Genomic DNA, 18,088 nt, shown 5'->3' on the forward strand with positions numbered 1-18,088 from the left:
GCTCATGAGGTGTCGATCCTGATGGAGGCACTGGCGGGCCAGGTCTTCGGCGCCGAGCCCCGGGCGAATGTCTCGATGATGGTCATGATGCCGGCGCAGCACGGGCAGCGCAGCGTGGCCTCTGGTCGTATCGTTTCGGCAGGCGTGGCTCCCTCCGGCGAGGCGCGCACCTGCTGGTCTACGAGCAGCGCGCGGACCCTCTCGATGTTGGCGGCGCGCACCGCGCTCGCAAACAGGCCGTAGTGCCGGATGCGGTGGAAGCCGTCGGGCAGGACATGGAGCAGGAAGCGGCGGATGAACTCGTCCGCCGGCAGGGTCATGGTCTTGATCCAGCCGTTGCCCGAAGTCTTGGCTCGGGCGCGATAGTCCTTCCAGCGGAAGGTGACCCCGCGCTCATCCATGGCGAGGAGCCGGCTGTTTGAGATCGCCACGCGGTGCGTGTAGCGCGATAGATAGGCGAGCACTGCCGCAGGTCCCGCGAAGGGGCGTTTGGCGTAGACCATCCACTCGGCCCGGCGTAGGGGCGCAAGCATCGCCTCGAACTCACGCGCATCCACCAGCGGAGCGATGTCCCCAAAGAGGGTGAGCCGGCCGGCGGCATGGAGCGCCCGGAGCCCGTCGAGGAAGAGCCGCCGGAACAGGCGGGACAGCACCCGCACCGGCAGGAAGAACCGGACCCGGCCGGCGATCCAGCGGGAGCCGTCGGCAGACAGTCCCCCGCCGGGCACCACGGCATGGATATGGGGATGGTGGGTGAGCGCCGAGCCCCAGGTGTGAAGCACGGCGGTGATGCCGATGCGGGCGCCGAGATGCCGGGGGTCGGCGGCGATGGTGGTGAGCGTCTCGGCCGAAGCCCTGAACAGCAGGTCGTAGACCGCCGCCTTGTTCTGATAGGCGATGGTGCCGATCGCGGCCGGCAGGGTGAAGACCAGATGATAATAGGGCACCGGCAAAAGCTCGGCCTGGCGGGCGGCGAGCCAGTCCCGCGCCATTGCTCCCTGGCACTTGGGGCAGTGCCGGTTGCGACAGGAGTTGTAGGCGACCTCCACATGAGCGCAGTCGGCGCAGCGCGACACGTGCCCGCCGAGCACCACCGTGCGGCAGGACCTGATCGCCGACATGACCTTCATCTGGCCGCGACTGAGACGTCCGGCGTGCGCCCTCTCATAGGCATCGCCATGGGCGTTCAGGATATCCGCGACCTCCAGCGCAGGCCGCGCCATGGACCGGTACGGACTACAGAGGTGGTGGCGTCAGCAGGGAGAGCGGGCTCTCCACCTCGCGTAGGGTCTTCAGCGCGACGCGGGTATAGACGGCCGTGGTGTCGAGCTTCCTGTGGCCGAGCAATACCTGGATGACGCGGATATCGGTCTTGCGCTCGAGCAGGTGGGTGGCGAAGCTGTGCCGCAGGGTGTGCATGGAGACGCGCTTGTCGAGCCGGGCGGCGGAGGCTGCCGTCCTGCAGGCCCGGTCGAGCTGGCGGGTGGTGATGGGCTGGCCGGGATCGCGGCCGGGGAACAGCCAACCCTGCGGCCGGCGCTCCTTCCACCAGCGGCGCAGCAGGTCGAGCAGATCAGGCGCGAGCATCACGTAGCGGTCCTTGCGGCCTTTGCCCTGCTCGACGCGGATCAGCATCCGCGCGCTGTCGATATCGGCGACCTTGAGGTGGGCCACCTCCGACACCCGCAGGCCGCAGCCATAGGCGATGCTGAGAGCGGCGCGGTACTTGAGGTTCGGCGCATGGGCGAGCAGCAGCGCCACCTCCTCGGTGCTCAGCACCACCGGCAGGCGTTCGGGCGTCGGGATGCGGGCCATGCGATCACCGAAGCCGGCCCGCCCCAGCGTGATGTGGAAGAAGAAGCGCAAGGCCGTGCAGGCAAGGTTCATGCGGGCATAGCTGGCACTGAAGCTCGCCAGATGAAGCTGGTAGCGCCGCAGATCCTCGGGCTCCGCCTGGTCCGGCGCCCGGCCGAGGAAGGCGGTGAACTCGGCGACCTGGCGGACATAATCGCGCTGGGTGTGCTCGCCGAACCGACGGATCGTCATGTCCTCGATCATCCGCTGCCGCAGCGGGCTGACGGCCGGCCGTGTGCTGGTGGGGTGCTCCTGATGGTCCATGGGGCTCTCCTGTCCGAAGAAACCCCGTGATGGTCCGCCCGCCTATGCCGGGCGCCACATGGAAAGTACCCAACCGCCCGTCATGCAGGGCGCCTACCGCGGCAGCGGTTTAGTCCCCTGGCGCAACCAGGACCTCCGGAACTGTAAGGCGCAAGTCTGCTTTCAGGAAATAGCCAGTCTGATCTCTACGACCGAGATGGGGGCGCAAAGCGGACGTCGCTGTAAGGCAGTCGGAGGTCGGTAAAGGGTCACGACTGCCCGTCGCTCGCCGTTCGTGCTCAGCCGACGGGGAACAGACACTGCTGATGTGTTAACGACTCCTGCCGGATCTGGCTACCTTGAAGGAGTGGGGTTGGGTTCCTCCGCCACCGGTTGTCCTGAGACGTCGTCCGGGATCTCATGCAGAAAGTTCTGTCCCTTCTGAAGTCGCTTGCCGAGCGTTTCGACGAATCCCTCGTAGCGTTCCCGCCCCTTGATCTGCGCGGCGGCCTGGGCATCGCTCGGCAGCGGCGGGGTGATGGTGAGCCAGAAGCGCACGAAGAGCGCCAGCGTGTCGGCGGTGACCCGTAGATCGCGTTCGATGCGAGACGTTTGGCGGGAGAGCCGATCAAGGCGGCGGGCGAGGGCAGCCTCGCGTTTGTCGGCGCCCTCTGGCGAGAGAAAAGAGGCAACCGCCGCCTCGACGATGGCCGAGCGGGACAGCTTCCTCCGTTCTGCGAGTTCCGAGATCTCCTTGAGCATCTGCGGCGGGAAATACACATTCATCCGGTCACGCATGGCCATCCTCACAGATTGATGCCGTCATGGGGGTCAAGCGCCGCCTGCCTTGCGACGCCGCGCATTTGCTGCCGCAGGACACGTGCTTGCTGGACTATGTCGTCCGGCTCGTCGTCGAGGACGATCGCGAATTCGTCGGCCGGGCCCTGCGGTGTCGTCTCCTTGGCGATGGCGACGTGGTCCGGGAAGCTCCGGCTCTCGGCGCAAGCCGCTGTTGGCTGTGTCCGCCTCGGCCTTGGCCAGTTCGGTGACGAGACCGGCATCCGGCTTCTGTGGCACCAGGGTCGACCAGCCATCTTCCCGGCTGGTCCTGGCGGTCCGGGAGGGGGCGGGCGGCGACAGGACCCGCTCGGTGAAACGGTGATCCTCGTAGTACCGGGCTTTCTTTGCCTTGATCGGAGGTGTGCCGGCCACCATGACGATCTCGTCGGCAGGGGGAAGCTGCATGACCTCGCCGGGGGTGAGGAGCGGCCGTGCGGTCTCCTGCCGCGACACCATGAGGTGCCCGAGCCAGGGGCTGAGGCGGTGGCCAGCGTAGTTGCGCATGGCGCGCATCTCGGTAGCGGTGCCCAGGGAATCGGAGATGCGTTTGGCTGTGCGCTCGTCGTTGGCAGCAAAGCTCACGCGGACGTGGCAGTTATCCAGGATCGAATTGTTGGCACCATAGGCCTTCTCGATCTGGTTGAGCGACTGGGCGATCAGGAAGGCCTTGATCTTGTACCCGGCCATGAAGGCCAGGGCGCTCTCGAAGAAGTCGAGCCTGCCCAGGGCCGGGAATTCGTCGAGCATCATCAGCACGCGATGGCGTCGGTCCCTGGCGTGGAGGTCCTCGGTCAGGCGGCGCCCGATCTGGTTCAGCACGAGGCGGATCAGAGGTTTCGTCCGACTGATGTCCGACGGCGGCACGACGAGATAGAGCGAGACCGGCCGCTCGTCGGCAATGAGGTCGGCGATGCGCCAGTCGCAGCGGCGGGTGACTGCGGCCACCACGGGGTCCCTGTAGAGCCCGAGGAACGACATGGCGGTGCTCAGCACACCGGAGCGCTCGTTGTCCGACTTGTTGAGCAGCTCCCGCGCTGTCGAAGCGACGACAGGATGCGGTCCCGCCTCTCCGAGGTGGCGGGTGGTCATCATCGCCCGCAAGGTCGCCTCGATGGGCCGGCGCGGATCGGAGAGGAAGGCCGCGACGCCGGACAGGGTCTTGTCGTCCCCGGCATAAAGGACGTGCAGGATGGCGCCCACCAACAAGGAATGGCTCGTCTTCTCCCAGTGGTTCCTCCGATCGAGCGAGCCTTCCGGGTCCACGAGCACGTCGGCCACGTTCTGGACGTCCCTCACCTCCCAGTCACCACGGCGGATTTCCAGTAGGGGGTTATAGGGGGAGGACACGGGGTTCGTCGGGTCGAACAGGACCACCTTGCCGTGCTGGGCGCGGAAGCCGGCGGTCAGCTGCCAGTTCTCCCCCTTGATGTCGTGGATGATGGCCGAGCCCGGCCAGGTGAGGAGCGTCGGCACTACGAGGCCCACGCCCTTGCCGCTTCGGGTCGGGGCGAAGCACAGCACGTGCTCGGGGCCGTCATGCCGCAGATAGTCCCGTCCGAGCCTGCCGAGCACGACGCCGTCCGGCCCGAGGAGGCCGGCGGCCTTGATGTCGGGCGGCTCGGCCCAGCGGGCCGATCCATAGGTCGAGACGGCCTTGGCTTCGCGCGCCCGCCAGACCGACATGGCGATGGCGACCGCGATGGCGAGGAAACCTCCCGAGGCCGCGATGACCCCGCCCCGGTTGAAGATGTCGGGGGCATAAGCGTCGTATGAGAACCACCAGGCGAAGAAGGCCGCCGGAAAATAGACCGGAATACCAGCGAGGCTGAACCAGGGCGGCCCGAGCTGCGCCTGGAAGCCGAGCCGCCAGGCGACATATTGCGTCGCCGCCCAGGTGGTGGTGAGCACGATCAGGAAGACGACGAGGATCTGGCCCCAGAGGATCTTGGTGGCGGACATGGGCGCTCCTTGTCTGCGGTTCGCGGGTGCCTAGAGGCCGAGGTCGCGCTTGCGGCCGAGGCTCCACTCGATGTCGCCGCCGTCCTTCACTGTGCCGGTGACGTGCTGACCGAGCTTCTTCTCGAGCTCGCGTGACCACGGGACGAGCTGGAACCCGAGGCCGCTGTCGATCATGGCGTAGCGGCCCGAGGCCAAGGTCAGGCGCTGGCGGTAGATGCCGGCGACATGCTCGCTTGCCGCGACCTTCTGCATCGGCAACCCGGTCTCGGCGGAGAGCCTCGCCCCGACCGCATCGAGCTCGCGCCGGCGGAGCGTCGCGAGGAGATCGCGCTGGAGGATGATGCGCTGACCCTGGCGGCGGGCGAGGCCTTCCTCGACGAGATGCTCGGCTCGGGCCTGCATGGCCTCGCGCGCCTCGTGGCCGAAGCCGCCCATGGCCATCGCAACGGGCTCACGCTCGACGAGGCGGTGATCGAGCCAGGTCGCCCCTTGTGCCGTGATCTGGCGGGCGAGATCGAAGTCGGACCGGGTGGCGAGCACCAGGGTCGGCTGGGCGTCGTCCGCGCCTCCGAAGCGGCGGACCTCGACGATGCCGCCGAGGGGAGGGGCGTGCGCGAAGGCCTCGATGCCGCGGAAGCGGACATGGTGGGCGCGGCCGTCGATGCCGTCGATCACGGCATAGGCCTCGCCCGTCAGCTCGTTGTGCAGGCCTCGGTCGACCAGCCGGCCCAGAATGGGGGACGGGCTCGCCGCGCCATCGATGACATAATCGGCGACGCCGCGCTCCTGGCCGCGTTCGGTGAAGGCGCGGTGCATGGTCTTGATGATGTCGCCGCGCATGCCGAGGTCGCGCAGCGCCCGCTCCGCCTCGAGCCCGACCATCCACTCACCCGGTCCGGCGGGAGCGGCGAGGCCCATCTTCTCCAGATGCTGGAGCCGACCGATCATCAGCCGGCGGATCTCGGGATCGGAGGCGCCGGAGGTCTCGGGACGCAGGTCGATGTGGCCGGTGTCATCCGCGGCAATGCGGATCTGGGCGTCGAGGCGGGTCCAGCGCTCGGCGGCGACCTCCTTCTCGAGCGCGTGCCGGACCTCATGCTCGGGCTTTGGGCCGAGCTCGATCTCGACCAGCTCCTGGGCGCGGGCGCGCAGCCCCTGGCTGATATAGTCGCGGGAGATGACGAGATCGGCGCCGGTCTCGTCCACGCCGCGCACCAGCAGATGGACGTGAGGGTTGTCGGTGTTCCAGTGGTCGACGGCGACCCAGTCGAGACGTGTCCCCAGATCGGCTTCCATCTGGCGGACGAGGTCGCGGGTGAACGCCTTGAAGTCGGTGAGGTCGGCCGCGTCCTCCGGCGAGACGATGAACCGGAAATGGTGCCGGTCGTCCTGGCACCGCTCGGCGAAGGCGCGATCGTCCGCACGATCCGAGCCCGCGTCGAACAGGATGCCCTTGTCTCCCTCTCGGCTGACCCCGTCCCGCTTCAGGTAGGAGAGGTGCGCGGCGAGCGGCGCCGAGCGGAAGGCCTTGCCGGAGTGCCGGGCGATGCGGGCCGCTACCACCACGCGCCGGCCCGGCGAGAACAGCCGGCTGCGACTGAAGCCAAGGCGGCCGCGGCCGAAGGTGGAGTGCCCGGGCGTGCCGGCGCCCCCACGCCGGCCGGATGCGCCCGGCGCTCCGCCACCCACATGGCCGGCCTTCTTCGCGGCCCGCAGCACCTGGTTGATGAAGCTCTTCGGGCGCGGCGTCCGGGTCGAGCGGATGCGGCCGGGCCGGATGCGGAGGTCGCTGTCGCCCTCGCTCATGCCGGCCCCCTCGTGGAGGTCAACCGCCGAGCAGTGCCGGAAAAGCCCTTGAAATCGCTGCTGAAAGTGAAGGGCGCGGCACGCGCCCCGACCGACCGGCACGCCGGAACCCAAGCCATGTCAATGGCTTGCGGTTCGGCCGGCGAGCCGCTTTTATCTTGCACTCCTAATCGGTCGAGTAAGCGTCCGGCCCCTGCACAGTATTGGCGTGGTGCAAAATCGAGGCATGTCGGATTCCTTCGTAGCATGGAGGATCTCCGATGAATTTGAGACATTTCGAGAACACGGCGCGGCAGTCCTTTTGGGTTGTTCACATCGAGGCGTGGCGGCAGAGCGGGCTGGACCGGACGAACTATTGCCGCCAGCACGGACTCTGGAAGTGCACGTTCGATCGCTGGCTGAAGTATCTGGCCGGCAAGGAAGCGGCCCGTAAGCATGTGGAATATCAGGCGGAACTGCGCCGGTCGAAGCGCCGTGAAGCCGAGGAAAAGCGCCAGAAGAGACGCGCCCGGCTGCGCTTCAGCGTGAGCACGGATGAGCGCAACCGTGCGCTTCAGGCGTTCTGGGCGATGCATGTCGAGGCGATGAACTGGAGCGGGATGGGCATGCGGGAGTACGCCGCTGCGCTCAATCTGTCGCCGACGAGCCTGCGCAAATGGCGCGACCGGCTGGACGAGGGCGAGGTGGAGATCGACTGGCGCGCGCATCTTCACCCCTCCGCCCGTCCGGTCGTTGGCACTAGTGCCAGCAAAAAGCCGGCGGACGGCCTCTTGACGGCTCCATCGAAAGGTGAATCGGAGGCGCCGCGGCAGCCGATCCGGCGTGTCTTCAGCGACGAGGAAAAACGCGCCATCGCACTCGAGAGCGACCAGGCGGGCGTCAGCGTGTCGAGCGTGGCGCGCAAGCACGGCATCGTCACGGGACTGCTGTTCCGCTTGCGGGTGCAGTTCGGCGTGGCGCAGAAGAAGCGCGCGAAGCTGGCGCCCGTCGCGCTGGACGAAGGTACGCCGGCGGCACGTGTGCTGCAGGATCTGATGCAGCGGCCCGACGGCATGATAGCCGTCGAATTGGCCGACGGGCGGCGGGTCTTCGCGCCGGTCGGCAGCGATCCCGATGCTGTGCGGGCGCATGTCGAGCGCGGGGAGATCGCACCATGATGATCGTTCCCGCCGGCGTGAAGGTGCATCTGGCGCTGGGCTACACCGACATGCGCAAAGGCCTGGACGGGCTCGCCATGCTGGTGCAGCAGACGCTGAAGCAGGACCCGTTCTCGGGCCACCTGTTCGCCTTCCGGGGAAGGAAGGCGTCGATGCTGAAGATCCTGTTCTGGGACGGCAACGGGCTCTGCCTGTTCACCAAGCGGCTCGACCAGGGCAGCTTCGTGTGGCCGGTGATGGCGGGCTATGACGGCGCGATCACGTTGACGCCGGCGCAGCTGGCCATGCTGATCGAAGGCATCGACTGGCGTGCGCCGGAACGTGTCTGGAAACCGGCACTGGCGGGATGAAAAGGCAGGCAAATGCTGACAGATGAAGGCTTCTAAGCTTGGGCGCGACGCGGTTTTGCAGTAGAATCGCGCATGCGGCTCGATCTGGATAACCTGCCCTCCGATGTCGACCTCCTGCACCAGCTGGTGCGCGAGATTGTGGGCGTCGTCGAGAGCCGCGACGGCGAGATCGAGCGCCTTCAGTCGATCATCAAGAAGCTGCAGCGGGCGCAGTTCGGCCGCCGTTCCGAGCGCCTCGATCCCGACCAGCTGGCGCTCGCCCTGGACGATCTCGATGCCGATATCGCTCGCATCAGGGAGAGCCGTCCGGACGTCGCGAAGCTGCCGTCGGAACGCACGTCTCATCGCAAACCGCTGCCCGATCACCTGCCGCGCCAGGAGGTTCGGCTCGACATCGAGAGTGAGGTTTGCGCGTGCTGCGGCGGCGCGCTCCATGCGATTGGCGAGAGCCAGGCCGAAATGCTCGACTGGGTGCCGGCGCAGCTGCGGGTGATCCGCATCACCCGCCCGAAATATGCCTGTCGCCTCTGCGAGAGCGTGGTTCAGGCGCCGGCGCCGGAACGGCTGATCGCCGGTGGAGTGGCCACGCCGGCGCTGCTCACGCAGGTTCTCATCAGCAAATATTGTGACCATACGCCTCTCTATCGGCAGTCGGAGATCTTCGCGCGGCACGGCATCGATCTGGCGCGCTCGACGCTCGCCGGCTGGGTCGGTGGCGCATGCTGGTGGCTGGAGGCGCTTCACGACAGGCTGGCGAGGAATATCCTGGCTTCCGACTATCTCTTCGCCGATGACACGCCAGTTCCGGTGCTCGATCCCGGCCGGGGACGCACCAAGACCGGAAGGCTGTGGGTCTATGCCCGTGAACAGCGCGGGTGGAGCGGACCGGAACCTCCAGCCGCTATCTACATGTTCGCACCCGACCGGAAGGCCGAGCGCCCGGCCAGACATCTGGCGTCCTATAGAGGCGTACTGCATGTCGATGGCTATGCCGGCTTCGAGACGCTCGCGAAGGCCGGGACCATCAAACTTGCCGCCTGCTGGGCGCATACGAGGCGCAAGTTCTACGATGTCGCGCAGGCCACCGGCTCGCCCATCGCCGAAGAGGCCATGCGCAGGATCGGCGATATTTACGTGATCGAAGCAGAGCTTCGCGGGCAGTCGCCGCCGCACAGGCTGGCGGCACGACGAAGCCGCTCGAAGCCACTGGTGGCAGCACTGGAGGCCTGGCTGAAGGCACAGCTGGCGCTCATCCCGGCTGCCGGGGAACTGGCGAAAGCCATACGCTATGCGCTCTCCAGATGGGACGGCCTCACCCGGTTCCTGACCGATGGCCATGTCGAGATGGACACCAATCCTGTCGAGCGGGCGATCCGCCCCGTCAGCCTTGGGCGGAAGAACCACCTCTTCGCCGGCAGCGACGGCGGAGGGGCGAGATGGGCGATCCTTTGTTCGCTCATCGAAACCGCCAAGCTCAACGGAGTCGAACCCTACGCCTATCTCGCCGACGTTCTCCAGCGCATGGTCGACGGCCATCCCGTCAACCGGCTCGATGAACTCCTGCCATGGGCATGGAAAGCAGCGAATCTTGCCAAGAGCTGACATCATGTGCAGCCCCCGGACGCATACTCGGTCGAGTTTCCATTGCTCTTGCCATCCCGCCCTTCCTATCCAGGGGAGCGCATCAGGCCGCAAGGGTACGAGCGCAACCATAGGGGCTCTCCTGCCGCCGTTCGGCGAGTCGGATTGCGCCGGGTAGCATCCGTGGCGCCTTCCTACAGGAGGAACTTCTGTAGGAAGAAGCGTGCGGGGGCGACGGTTGGCAACGACATGAGCGTGCACGATCACGGCCGTCCTCCCGCACCCGGAAGCGCAACGAAGAGATCCATGGGCTGCGGTCCGAGCCTGGGTGCCGCGGCCGGTGCCGGAGCGTTCGGCGCGCTGCCGATTGGTCTGGTGGTCGCCGCCGCATCAGCTGAAAGAGCGTGCTCCGGCCGAGAGACGAACAGCGGTGCGCCACGCCAGGATTGCGGGTCGGCGCCAGGTGTGGCGGCCGTTGGGGCCTGTAGCTCACCGCCGCCGAAGGCCGGCGCGAGCATGGCGACATAGGCGCGGGTCTCGGCCGGCAACTGGCGGCCGGCGAGATACGCCTCGTAGCGCGCCGGCCCCGCATGGTAGGCCGCGAGCAGGCCCGGAGCGCCGTAGCGGTCGTTGAGTTCGCGCAGATTGGCGGCGCCGGCGAGGATGTTGTCGCGCGGATCAAAAGGATCATCGCCAAGTCGGTGGCGCCGACGCAGCTCCGCCCAGGTCTCGGGCATGATCTGCATCAGGCCCATCGCACCCTTCGGGGAGACGGCGGTCGCATCCACGGCGCTTTCGGCCCGCATGACGGCCCGGACCCAGGCCGCCGGAATGCCGAAGCGTTGTGCGGCCTCGGCAATCGGAGCGTCAAAGGAATCGCTCACCTCAAGCCGACCGACCGGCGCGTTCTGCGCGCGCAAGCCGACCGGTGCGGTCGTGGTGGCGAGCAGGCCGGAAAGGAAAAGGAGGCTCAGGCTGCGGGCGGCGGAGGACCGCTCGGCGAGGGGCCGCCGGTGCGGGACAGTCATGGGTTCAGTCCCGCTCGCCGCGCTTGGAAGGCCGGGTCCAGTGCAGGCCCCATGCGGTTCGGTCGATGAGGGACTGGAAAAGATGGGCACGGATGGGCTGGAGAAAAACGGGATCGTCGATCACCAGGGAGACGTAGTCCCCGGCCTTTTCCCCGATGCGCTTCCAGCCCGCGCCGATCTCCGGCCCATCGTCGTCCAGGAGATGAATGCGATAGTCCGGCGCATGCTCGGCGTCGGACTGCTCGGCCGGCACCAGGACGATCTCCGCGTCGATGGAGAGGGTGCGGATACGCCCGGCATAGCCGTTGCGGGTGCGGCTGAACTGACCGATGAGGGACATGGGGGGCTCCTTGCGGTTGGAGGCGAAGCGGGTTGCGGGTGCGGCGTCACCGTGTCGGCGCGCGCCAGACGAAATGGCCGTCGCCGGCTTCGTCGGTGTAGAGCGGCATGGCCTTGCCGATGACGGCGCGCGCCGGAAGTGGGCCGAAGTAACGGCCGTCGAGGCTGTCGGCGGACTGCCAGTTCATGAGGAAGAGCTCGCCGTCAGCGACGACGTGGCAGCCGCTCCAGGTGGGGAGGTCCCGGCCTTGGCGATCGCGGCCCAGGGCCCGTCCCACGGCGATGCCGTCGACGGTGATCTCGCCGCGCAGCCGGCAGACGCGCTGTCCAGGCAGCGCGGCGATCCGCTTCATCAGCGGCACGCCCTCGGCCAGATAGCCGCGGGCGACGAGGAAGCGGCCGAGCCAGTCGGGCGCTGCGACGGCGACGAGGTCGGTGACCTCCAGGCGTTCCGCAGGCCCGATGGTGTAGAGACCGATCGGGACGCTCGGCGAGGCATTCCACACCAGCTTCAGCGAGGTCGGGACGAACGCCGCGCCGGCGACGCCCATGGTCACAAAGTACGTCGCCATCACATAGCCGAAGCGCGTCATGGCTGCGCCCTCCGGCGCAGCAGGAAGGCACGGTGCTGCTCGATGGTGTAGGCGCGGGGCTCCTGGCCGGCGGCAAGCCGGTTGTGGACATGGCGCCAGTGATCCGGCGAGACATCAGCGGGATCGATGCCGCGTGCATCGACGGCGTCGATCATCTGCAGCATCCGCTCGACCTTCGGCCAGCCGGCGATCTTCAGCAGGATGTCGCCGCCCGGCCGGACGAAGGGCACGGTCTGGCAGGGTTCGCCGGCGCCGACCGCGCGGACGATGTCGAGCCGCGAGACGATGGTGCCGAAGTCGTTGGACGCCCAGCGCACGAACGCGAAGGCAGCACCGGCCGGGAAGCCGAGGATACGCCGGTGACGGTCGATGATCTTTTCCGAGGTGTGGTGGCCGAAGCGGATCCAGGTCTCGATCCGTCGCTCGAGCCAGGTCAGCTCGACGAACGTGCTTGCTGGCGCAGGGACGTCATTGGACAAGCGGTCCCTGCGCGCGGTGGAAGCCCCAGTGTCGGTCATGGAGCGTCTCCTTCAGTGGCGGAGGGGAATTCGCGTGCGAGGAGATCGCGCAGCATGTCGGCGACGGTGACGCCACGCCGGAAGGCGGCGACCTTGATGCGCCCGCGCAGCTCGGGCGTGACGTCGATGGTGAGCCTGGCGCTATAGGCATTGGCGACATCACCGCGCGCCGGCGGCGTGTCGGCGGCCTTGATCCAGCGCTCCGGGTCGTTCGGTCGGGCGACGAAGCCGCGCCGGCTCATGCCGCGATCCTCCCGATGCGCAGGCGGTCGATCTCGGCGGCCAGCGCTGCGATCTCCCGCGCGGCCGGGCTCGTCTCGTCGATCTCGAAGGCAAGTCGGCCGGTTTGCGCGGCGTCGGCGAAGACGACACGCTGGCCGACGGTGGTGGTGAGCACCGGCGGGTCGTGATCGGCCAGCGTCTCGGCGGTCTCGCGGGCGATGACGGTGCGGGTGGCGCACCGGTTCAGGATGAACCGTGCGGCGAGCTGCGGCCGGTAGATGCGCGCTTCCCGCAGCAGGGCGAGCATCTCGGCCGAGGCCCAGCCGTCGAGGGGAGACGGCTGGACCGGCAGCAGCACCAGGTCGGCCGCCAGCAAGGCGGAGCGCATGAGGCTGGCGATGCGAGGTGGTCCGTCGATGACGACATGGTCGGCATCGCGGGCGATTTCCGGGGCCTCGCGGTGCAGCGTGTCGCGCGCAAGGCCCACGACGCCGAACAGACGCGGCACCCCCTCACGGGCGCGCTGCTGCGACCAGTCGAGCGCCGAGCCCTGGGGATCGGCATCGATCAGGGTGACGCGCTGGCCTTGGCGCGCCCACGCCCCGGCGAGATGCAAAGCGAGCGTCGTCTTGCCGACGCCGCCTTTCTGGTTGGCCAGCATGACGATTATCGCTGGCCTCCCGGCGTGCGTCCGGAAGGAGACCTCCCAAGGACGTAAGCATCTTGTGCCGTAGAATCGTCTTTACGGAAAGACGTATCGGAACTATACTTTGAAACAGTCGGTATAGAGGCGTCTTGAGGATCGCTGTCCACATCGCGCACACGCGTCTTAAAGTTAGAGTCTACGTTAGCCGGGGTACTGACCAGTGCCCCTTCGCCGGCGATCTGGCGGTGGCGATGATGCCCTCCTGCGATCCAGGACTGCGGGGCGTGGTGCTCCGTCCGGATTGGCGACGGAGGCGAACCATGGACGTCTATGCGGGACTGGATGTGTCGCTGGAATCGACCAGCGTGTGCGTGGTGAATGCCGAGGGCAAGGTCATCCGGGAGGGGAAATTGCCCTCCGATCCGGATGCCATCGAGCTGTTCCTGGCCGAATGGGGTGTCCACCTGAAACGCGTCGGGCTGGAAGCCTTCTCGTTCAGCGCCTGGCTGTTCTCCGCCCTCGACGACAAGGGTCTGCCGGTGTTCTGCATCGAGACCCGCCACACCAAGGCGGCGCTGAACGCCATGCTCAACAAGACCGACAAGAACGATGCGCGCGGCATCGCCCAACTGATGCGCACCGGCTGGTTCCGGGCGGTCCACGTCAAGTCGCGCGAGGCGCAGGCGTTGCGCGTCCTGCTTGCCGGCCGCAAGGCGCTGCTCGGCAAGGTGATCGACATGGAGAACATGATCCGCGGCGTGATCCGCCCGTTCGGACTGAAGGTCGGCGAAGTGTCGACGGGCAAGTTCGAGGCGCGGGTGCGCGAACTGGTCGCCGGCCTCGGCGAGCTCGAACAGATCATCGCGCCGCTGCTCGCGGCCCGTTCGGCGATGCGGTTCGAGTTCGCCCGCATGCATCGCATGGCGCTGGCGGCGGCCCGCAACGACAAGGCGGTGCGGCGGATGATGACGGTGCCCGGCGTCGGCGCCATCGTGGCGCTGACCTTCCGCGCCACCGTCGATGATCCCACGCGGTTCAAGAAATCCACGACCGTCGGCGCCCACTTCGGGCTGACGCCACGCCGCTACCAGTCGGGCGAGACCGATTGGTCGGGCCGCATCTCCAAATGCGGCGACGAGGCGACGCGGGCGATGCTTTACGAGGCGGCGATCGCCATCCTCACGCGCATCCCCAAGAGCTTCAAGCTGCGGCTCTGGGGGCTCCGGCTGATGAAGAAGAAGGGGCTGAAGAAGGCGGCGACCGCGGTGGCGCGGGCGCTCAGCGTTCTCCTGCACAAGATCTGGGTCGACGGCTCGACCTTCCGATACGGCGCCGGCCTGAAGGGCGGCCGGCTCGCTCGCGCATGATGAGAGGCTGAGCGATCCGGCCGCCCCCACCAGCGGCGTCACCAGGTTCCGCCACGGCGGAGCGGCGTCTCCCGGGGAGACGGGGATTTGGGCGAGATCGAAACTTGACGTGCCGGCGTCCGCCTTCGGGCGAAACCGTACGGCGCTTGTTAGCCTGACCGCCTGGTCTCCAGATCCCGGAATGTGGCGGACACCATGCCGACCACGGACGTTAGCGAGTGCTCCTCGGAGAGACATGCGCCGCACCTCAGCGTGACGAAGTTGGACGGGACCGGCCGCAGCGCGGGCAGACGGCGGCGCCCGCGCGCTCCGGCGCGCGGCTGCGTGCGTCATCGCAAGTAAAAGCGGCTTTACGGATCAGTCTGTCAGTGGCAGACTGAAATGGAGAGGCATCGTCTCCACAGCTTGTTGCTGAACAACAACAAGTTAGAGTCAGTACGTTAGACTCTAAGTTAAGGGTGCGATTTCGCTTTTTCTCCCCGCGATTTAACCCCGATTCTGGTTCCCGATAGCACGATCGTGCGGTTCCCGATGGCACGATATCGGGGGTTCCCGATAGCACGAGGGGATCCACAGCTTGTCCACAGGGCGCTGACGGCTCGAAGGCGAGCAGCAGGCGCCCGCCGATCTCCACTTCGAGGAACAGCAGGTAGCCCGGCAGCGGCTGGCGGCGGATGACGTCCCGAAGCTCGAAGGCGAAGCGCTTGAAGGGGGAGAGGCTCCCGGATTTCTGGTGAAGGTGGCGGAGTTCAAAGCGCCAGCCGTCGCGCTGCCGCCCGCCATGCTTGCGCACCAGGCGGTAGAGCCAGCGGTCGAGGCCGCCAGTGAGATCGAAATAGGCCCGGTCGATGGTGAGCACGAGGGCATCGTCGAGCACGGCGCGATAGAACCAGTCGGGAACGATCAGCTCGATGCCCATGGGCCGGCCGGCGCCGTCCGTGCGCTCCTGCCATTCGTTGATCCAGGAGAAGCGGTGGCGGCGCCCTTCCGCGGTCTGGCGGATCGAGGTCGAGACGGTGGTGGACTGCAGGCGGTCGAGGGCTGCCTTGAGGCGCTGGTAGTCCCGCAAAGACACTCCACGGCGGACGAACGTCAGGATCTCGTAGGGGGTCGCTGCCATCAGGCGCGAGGTGCGCAGGCCGGCGTCGCGCGCCTCGACGATCTGGCTCGCCGCCCAGATCAGGATGTCGGCATCCCAGATGGTGGCCATGCCATGGTCGGGCACGGCCTCGACCCGGATGGCGACGTCACCGGCCGAGAAGTCGATGGGCGCGATGCGGTGCGACTTGGCGAGGGAGAAGAAGGGATAGGCCATGAGATCCTGCGCATCGCGGGGCGCGAAGTCGCCGGGACGGGCGTGGAACAGGTCGAGCTGCTCACGCTCCGGGGAGGGACGGTGGTGCGCCGGCATCGGGAAGCCGCCTCTGGATCAGCGGGCGTAGCGGCCGGCAGAAGCCGGCGGGGCAGGGGCGTGGCGCTTGGCAGGCAGGACGGTGCCGCGGGGATCGGAGGTGGAGGTGACGGCGCCGCGCTCGGCCCAGGCCTTCAGATCGTCCACCGCATATACGACGCGCCCGCCCAGCTTGCGGTAGGCGGGGCCGGTTCCATAGGTCCGGTGCTTCTCCAGGGTGCGGGCGGACAGGGAGAGGAATTCCGCGGCTTCCTTGGTACGCAGGTAGCGCGGAGGAAGAATGGCGAGATCGGGTCGCATGGATCGGGTCTCCGTGAGGGTCGCTCAGACCGCTGGGGGAGGGCGGTCGGTGACGGTCACGATGGCGAAGCGCGACTGGCGAGTTGCAGTGGGATTTTGGGGGGACCTGAATTCCCACACCGGGGACGGCGCCCAGCTGGTCTAGGATCGCCGACGATGACGAAGCAGCTTGCGATAGCCGCCGGCGATCATGGCGCGGGCACCGCGCAGCAAGCCCATGACGGCGTGGCGGGCCGAAGAGGCCTGCCATTCGTCGCGGCTGAGACTGCCGCTGTCGAGGACGACCTCGGCGATCTCCTTCTGGGTCGCGCCAGTGCGGTGGCCATCGGCGGCCTGCAGCATGCGGCGAGCCCGTGCCAATTGCTGCGGCGTCAGACGCGTATCGCGCGGAACCTCGCGACCGTGCAACGAGGCGAGGAGCCGGGCGACGGCTTCGAGGCGATCGAAGCCGTCGAGGCTGAGCGGCACGACGGCCGCAAGCGGCCGACCCGGCGCGGCGTCGGGTGGAAGGGCGAGGTGGAGGCGCTGGCCGTTGGCCAGGTCGCGCAGATGGTGAAGCCCGTCATCGGCACGGACAAGATCCGAGCCCTTCAGCAGCGAGAGCACGTCGCTGGAGGAACGGAAGGCCGGCGGCGCGAAGGTGAGGATGACGCTGCTGGTATCTTCCTCTGGCAGCCAGAAGATGTCCGCGTCGGTTGCCCTATGCGCCGGATCGACGGGGAAATCGCAGTCCCCACTTTCGCGCTGCACCTTCCGTCAGCGCTGGAGCAGGATGTTCGGCCTGGCTGAACGCGGCATAGCTGCTCTGGTAGTCTTCGTTGCGCCTCAGCCATTCCCATCCGATGTCGGGGGCGGTCAGCGTGTCGACATAGTCGTAGGTGGATTGTGATCGCCAGCGGGACGTGTCCAGGGACATTGCATTCTCCGACCGTCAGTCTGGGGCAGACTCAGCCGACTACAATTCTCGCGTGTGCGACGATGCGGAAGCCCCGGATTGTGCAACAGGTGTTGCCGTCGGCGCATCACGAGGGCGGGTCGCGATGGCCTTCGTGAACGAGCAGGCGGTAGCCGTCCGTGGTCATCCAACGGGCGCGGGCGAGATGGCTGTCATGGACGCGGCGGGCCCGCTCGGGCTCACGATCCGGGTCGAGCCCGAACAACACCGAGACCACCTCGCGCCAGTCCGCCCCGTCTGTCGCGGCGTCCAGGAGGCGCAGATAGAGCTTCATGTGCGTGCGGTCGTAGTCGGTGAGCGTCGAGCTTCTCCGGTGGCTCGTCGAGGAAGGTTGGGTCGCTCATCCCTTTTGTCCCAAGGCTTCATTGAGCTCCGGTGCAGGTTGGGACCCAACACCCACCGTCTCGATCTGGTCGTTGAGGGACCGGCCAATGCGGTGCCCCTGGCATGAAACCGCGGTCGTTCGTTTTGTCATGTAACCAGGGTCCCCATTCCCTGATTGATGGCGGGACACGCTTGGCTTATTCCCGCCGATCATCGCCCATGGACCATACGCTGATCCTCTTTCAATGGCGAGATTACATATTAAAGTTGATAAACCCAAAGTATGTAAATTGCCATCCGTCTGCGCATGGACATGCGCAAACTGGTCGGACGGAACTTCGCCCGCCTGCGTCGGGAGAAAGGCCTGACTCAGGAGGAGGTCGAGGCGCGTTCCGGCTTCAGTCAGCAATATCTCAGCGGTCTCGAGCGTGGCAGGCGGAATCCGACCGTCATCACGCTCTACGAACTGGCGCAGGCGCTCAATGTCAGTCACGTCGAGCTGGTCAAGCCGGACGACGAGACCTGACAGGCGACTCCCGTCGGCGAGGGTGGATTGAGGCGGCGGCCTCTACCGTCCAGGCGAACACTCCTATAT

General features: G+C 67.2%; 19 protein-coding genes and 2 pseudogenes. 5 read left to right on the forward strand and 16 right to left on the reverse strand.

The window, feature by feature from the left end:
- Positions 1-2: 2 nt before the first annotated feature.
- The 5 genes and pseudogenes from ACI7BZ_RS07030 to ACI7BZ_RS07050 form a co-directional block, all read right to left on the reverse strand.
- Complete coding sequence (locus tag ACI7BZ_RS07030) at positions 3-1,223, reverse strand: IS91 family transposase (RefSeq protein ID WP_414116463.1); 1,221 nt, start codon at positions 1,221-1,223, stop codon at positions 3-5.
- A gap of 13 nt (positions 1,224-1,236) precedes the next feature.
- A complete protein-coding gene (locus ACI7BZ_RS07035; protein WP_394009557.1) occupies positions 1,237-2,118 on the reverse strand; it encodes a tyrosine-type recombinase/integrase in 882 nt (293 codons plus the stop codon).
- Positions 2,119-2,451: 333 nt separating this feature from the next.
- The gene (locus tag ACI7BZ_RS07040; RefSeq protein WP_414116464.1) at positions 2,452-2,895 is read right to left on the reverse strand and encodes a ribbon-helix-helix domain-containing protein; all 444 of its coding nucleotides are present in this window, start codon (positions 2,893-2,895) and stop codon (positions 2,452-2,454) included.
- An 8-nt stretch (positions 2,896-2,903) separates the two neighbouring features.
- Positions 2,904-4,896: pseudogene (locus ACI7BZ_RS07045) on the reverse strand (conjugal transfer protein TraG).
- A gap of 30 nt (positions 4,897-4,926) precedes the next feature.
- Positions 4,927-6,702 (reverse strand): relaxase/mobilization nuclease domain-containing protein, encoded by a 1,776-nt coding sequence (locus tag ACI7BZ_RS07050; RefSeq protein WP_414116465.1) that lies wholly within the window; start codon positions 6,700-6,702, stop codon positions 4,927-4,929.
- A gap of 260 nt (positions 6,703-6,962) precedes the next feature.
- Here ACI7BZ_RS07050 and tnpA point away from each other — a divergent pair, with 260 nt between their 5' ends.
- The 3 genes from tnpA to tnpC all read left to right on the forward strand — a co-directional run bounded on the left by tnpA (position 6,963) and on the right by tnpC (position 9,811).
- Positions 6,963-7,859, forward strand: coding sequence for an IS66 family insertion sequence element accessory protein TnpA (tnpA, locus tag ACI7BZ_RS07055; RefSeq protein ID WP_414116466.1), 897 nt, complete (start codon positions 6,963-6,965; stop codon positions 7,857-7,859).
- Positions 7,856-8,209: an IS66 family insertion sequence element accessory protein TnpB gene (tnpB, locus tag ACI7BZ_RS07060; RefSeq protein ID WP_274775252.1), complete on the forward strand. Its 354-nt coding sequence runs from the start codon at positions 7,856-7,858 to the stop codon at positions 8,207-8,209. Before tnpA ends, tnpB begins: the two co-directional genes overlap by 4 nt.
- A gap of 72 nt (positions 8,210-8,281) precedes the next feature.
- Positions 8,282-9,811: an IS66 family transposase gene (tnpC, locus tag ACI7BZ_RS07065; protein ID WP_414116467.1), complete on the forward strand. Its 1,530-nt coding sequence runs from the start codon at positions 8,282-8,284 to the stop codon at positions 9,809-9,811.
- Positions 9,812-10,053: 242 nt separating this feature from the next.
- On the opposite strand, the gene ACI7BZ_RS07070 is transcribed toward tnpC, so the two are convergent.
- Genes ACI7BZ_RS07070 through parA form a run of 6 tightly spaced genes read right to left on the reverse strand, consistent with a single transcriptional unit; the run spans position 10,054 to position 13,160 of the window.
- A complete protein-coding gene (locus ACI7BZ_RS07070) occupies positions 10,054-10,818 on the reverse strand; it encodes a lytic transglycosylase domain-containing protein (RefSeq protein ID WP_414116468.1) in 765 nt (254 codons plus the stop codon).
- A gap of 4 nt (positions 10,819-10,822) precedes the next feature.
- Positions 10,823-11,158 carry a DUF736 domain-containing protein gene (locus tag ACI7BZ_RS07075; protein WP_229646718.1) on the reverse strand — a complete coding sequence of 112 codons (336 nt, stop codon included), beginning with the start codon at positions 11,156-11,158 and terminating at the stop codon, positions 10,823-10,825.
- A gap of 46 nt (positions 11,159-11,204) precedes the next feature.
- Positions 11,205-11,750, reverse strand: coding sequence for a S26 family signal peptidase (locus ACI7BZ_RS07080; protein ID WP_414116469.1), 546 nt, complete (start codon positions 11,748-11,750; stop codon positions 11,205-11,207).
- Complete coding sequence (locus tag ACI7BZ_RS07085; protein WP_414116470.1) at positions 11,747-12,268, reverse strand: DUF2840 domain-containing protein; 522 nt, start codon at positions 12,266-12,268, stop codon at positions 11,747-11,749. The genes ACI7BZ_RS07080 and ACI7BZ_RS07085 overlap by 4 nt, the downstream gene beginning before the upstream one ends.
- Complete coding sequence (locus ACI7BZ_RS07090) at positions 12,265-12,510, reverse strand: hypothetical protein (RefSeq protein ID WP_414116471.1); 246 nt, start codon at positions 12,508-12,510, stop codon at positions 12,265-12,267. Before ACI7BZ_RS07090 ends, ACI7BZ_RS07085 begins: the two co-directional genes overlap by 4 nt.
- Positions 12,507-13,160 carry a ParA family partition ATPase gene (gene parA, locus ACI7BZ_RS07095; RefSeq protein WP_414119106.1) on the reverse strand — a complete coding sequence of 218 codons (654 nt, stop codon included), beginning with the start codon at positions 13,158-13,160 and terminating at the stop codon, positions 12,507-12,509. The genes ACI7BZ_RS07090 and parA overlap by 4 nt, the downstream gene beginning before the upstream one ends.
- A gap of 296 nt (positions 13,161-13,456) precedes the next feature.
- On the opposite strand from parA, the gene ACI7BZ_RS07100 reads away from it, so the two are divergent.
- Entirely contained in the window at positions 13,457-14,503 is a 1,047-nt protein-coding gene (locus ACI7BZ_RS07100; RefSeq protein WP_414119107.1) for an IS110 family RNA-guided transposase, read from the forward strand.
- A gap of 247 nt (positions 14,504-14,750) precedes the next feature.
- On the opposite strand, the gene ACI7BZ_RS07105 is transcribed toward ACI7BZ_RS07100, so the two are convergent.
- The 5 genes and pseudogenes from ACI7BZ_RS07105 to ACI7BZ_RS07125 all read right to left on the reverse strand — a co-directional run bounded on the left by ACI7BZ_RS07105 (position 14,751) and on the right by ACI7BZ_RS07125 (position 17,513).
- Complete coding sequence (locus ACI7BZ_RS07105) at positions 14,751-15,914, reverse strand: replication initiator protein A (protein WP_414116472.1); 1,164 nt, start codon at positions 15,912-15,914, stop codon at positions 14,751-14,753.
- 18 nt (positions 15,915-15,932) lie between these two features.
- Positions 15,933-16,214, reverse strand: a complete 282-nt coding sequence (locus ACI7BZ_RS07110) for a helix-turn-helix transcriptional regulator (RefSeq protein ID WP_138400840.1) — start codon at positions 16,212-16,214, stop codon at positions 15,933-15,935.
- Positions 16,215-16,355: 141 nt separating this feature from the next.
- A complete protein-coding gene (locus ACI7BZ_RS07115; protein WP_414116473.1) occupies positions 16,356-16,964 on the reverse strand; it encodes a DUF2285 domain-containing protein in 609 nt (202 codons plus the stop codon).
- On the reverse strand, positions 16,915-17,130 hold the full coding sequence (locus tag ACI7BZ_RS07120) for a transcriptional regulator domain-containing protein (protein ID WP_414116474.1): 216 nt from the start codon (positions 17,128-17,130) through the stop codon (positions 16,915-16,917). Before ACI7BZ_RS07120 ends, ACI7BZ_RS07115 begins: the two co-directional genes overlap by 50 nt.
- A gap of 106 nt (positions 17,131-17,236) precedes the next feature.
- Positions 17,237-17,513: pseudogene (locus tag ACI7BZ_RS07125) on the reverse strand (DNA -binding domain-containing protein).
- Positions 17,514-17,800: 287 nt separating this feature from the next.
- Here ACI7BZ_RS07125 and ACI7BZ_RS07130 point away from each other — a divergent pair.
- Positions 17,801-18,019 (forward strand): helix-turn-helix domain-containing protein, encoded by a 219-nt coding sequence (locus tag ACI7BZ_RS07130; RefSeq protein WP_229646708.1) that lies wholly within the window; start codon positions 17,801-17,803, stop codon positions 18,017-18,019.
- The last annotated feature ends 69 nt before the right edge of the window (positions 18,020-18,088 follow it).

The organism is Xanthobacter sp. AM11 (genome assembly GCF_047444035.1).
Classification (GTDB): domain Bacteria; phylum Pseudomonadota; class Alphaproteobacteria; order Rhizobiales; family Xanthobacteraceae; genus Xanthobacter.

What these genes read in the sequence shown, in the direction of transcription:
- ACI7BZ_RS07090 (WP_414116471.1), bottom strand. Translation starts at nt 12,510, where the DNA reads ATGAGCCGGCGCGGCTTCGTCGCCCGACCGAACGACCCGGAGCGCTGG.
- ACI7BZ_RS07040 (WP_414116464.1), bottom strand. Translation starts at nt 2,895, where the DNA reads ATGCGTGACCGGATGAATGTGTATTTCCCGCCGCAGATGCTCAAGGAG.
- ACI7BZ_RS07070 (WP_414116468.1), bottom strand. Translation starts at nt 10,818, where the DNA reads ATGACTGTCCCGCACCGGCGGCCCCTCGCCGAGCGGTCCTCCGCCGCC.
- ACI7BZ_RS07110 (WP_138400840.1), bottom strand. Translation starts at nt 16,214, where the DNA reads ATGCGACCCGATCTCGCCATTCTTCCTCCGCGCTACCTGCGTACCAAG.
- tnpC (WP_414116467.1), top strand. Translation starts at nt 8,282, where the DNA reads ATGCGGCTCGATCTGGATAACCTGCCCTCCGATGTCGACCTCCTGCAC.
- ACI7BZ_RS07085 (WP_414116470.1), bottom strand. Translation starts at nt 12,268, where the DNA reads ATGACCGACACTGGGGCTTCCACCGCGCGCAGGGACCGCTTGTCCAAT.
- ACI7BZ_RS07130 (WP_229646708.1), top strand. Translation starts at nt 17,801, where the DNA reads ATGGACATGCGCAAACTGGTCGGACGGAACTTCGCCCGCCTGCGTCGG.
- tnpB (WP_274775252.1), top strand. Translation starts at nt 7,856, where the DNA reads ATGATGATCGTTCCCGCCGGCGTGAAGGTGCATCTGGCGCTGGGCTAC.
- ACI7BZ_RS07035 (WP_394009557.1), bottom strand. Translation starts at nt 2,118, where the DNA reads ATGGACCATCAGGAGCACCCCACCAGCACACGGCCGGCCGTCAGCCCG.
- tnpA (WP_414116466.1), top strand. Translation starts at nt 6,963, where the DNA reads ATGAATTTGAGACATTTCGAGAACACGGCGCGGCAGTCCTTTTGGGTT.
- ACI7BZ_RS07100 (WP_414119107.1), top strand. Translation starts at nt 13,457, where the DNA reads ATGGACGTCTATGCGGGACTGGATGTGTCGCTGGAATCGACCAGCGTG.
- ACI7BZ_RS07080 (WP_414116469.1), bottom strand. Translation starts at nt 11,750, where the DNA reads ATGACGCGCTTCGGCTATGTGATGGCGACGTACTTTGTGACCATGGGC.
- ACI7BZ_RS07120 (WP_414116474.1), bottom strand. Translation starts at nt 17,130, where the DNA reads ATGTCCCTGGACACGTCCCGCTGGCGATCACAATCCACCTACGACTAT.
- ACI7BZ_RS07050 (WP_414116465.1), bottom strand. Translation starts at nt 6,702, where the DNA reads ATGAGCGAGGGCGACAGCGACCTCCGCATCCGGCCCGGCCGCATCCGC.
- ACI7BZ_RS07030 (WP_414116463.1), bottom strand. Translation starts at nt 1,223, where the DNA reads ATGGCGCGGCCTGCGCTGGAGGTCGCGGATATCCTGAACGCCCATGGC.
- ACI7BZ_RS07075 (WP_229646718.1), bottom strand. Translation starts at nt 11,158, where the DNA reads ATGTCCCTCATCGGTCAGTTCAGCCGCACCCGCAACGGCTATGCCGGG.
- ACI7BZ_RS07105 (WP_414116472.1), bottom strand. Translation starts at nt 15,914, where the DNA reads ATGCCGGCGCACCACCGTCCCTCCCCGGAGCGTGAGCAGCTCGACCTG.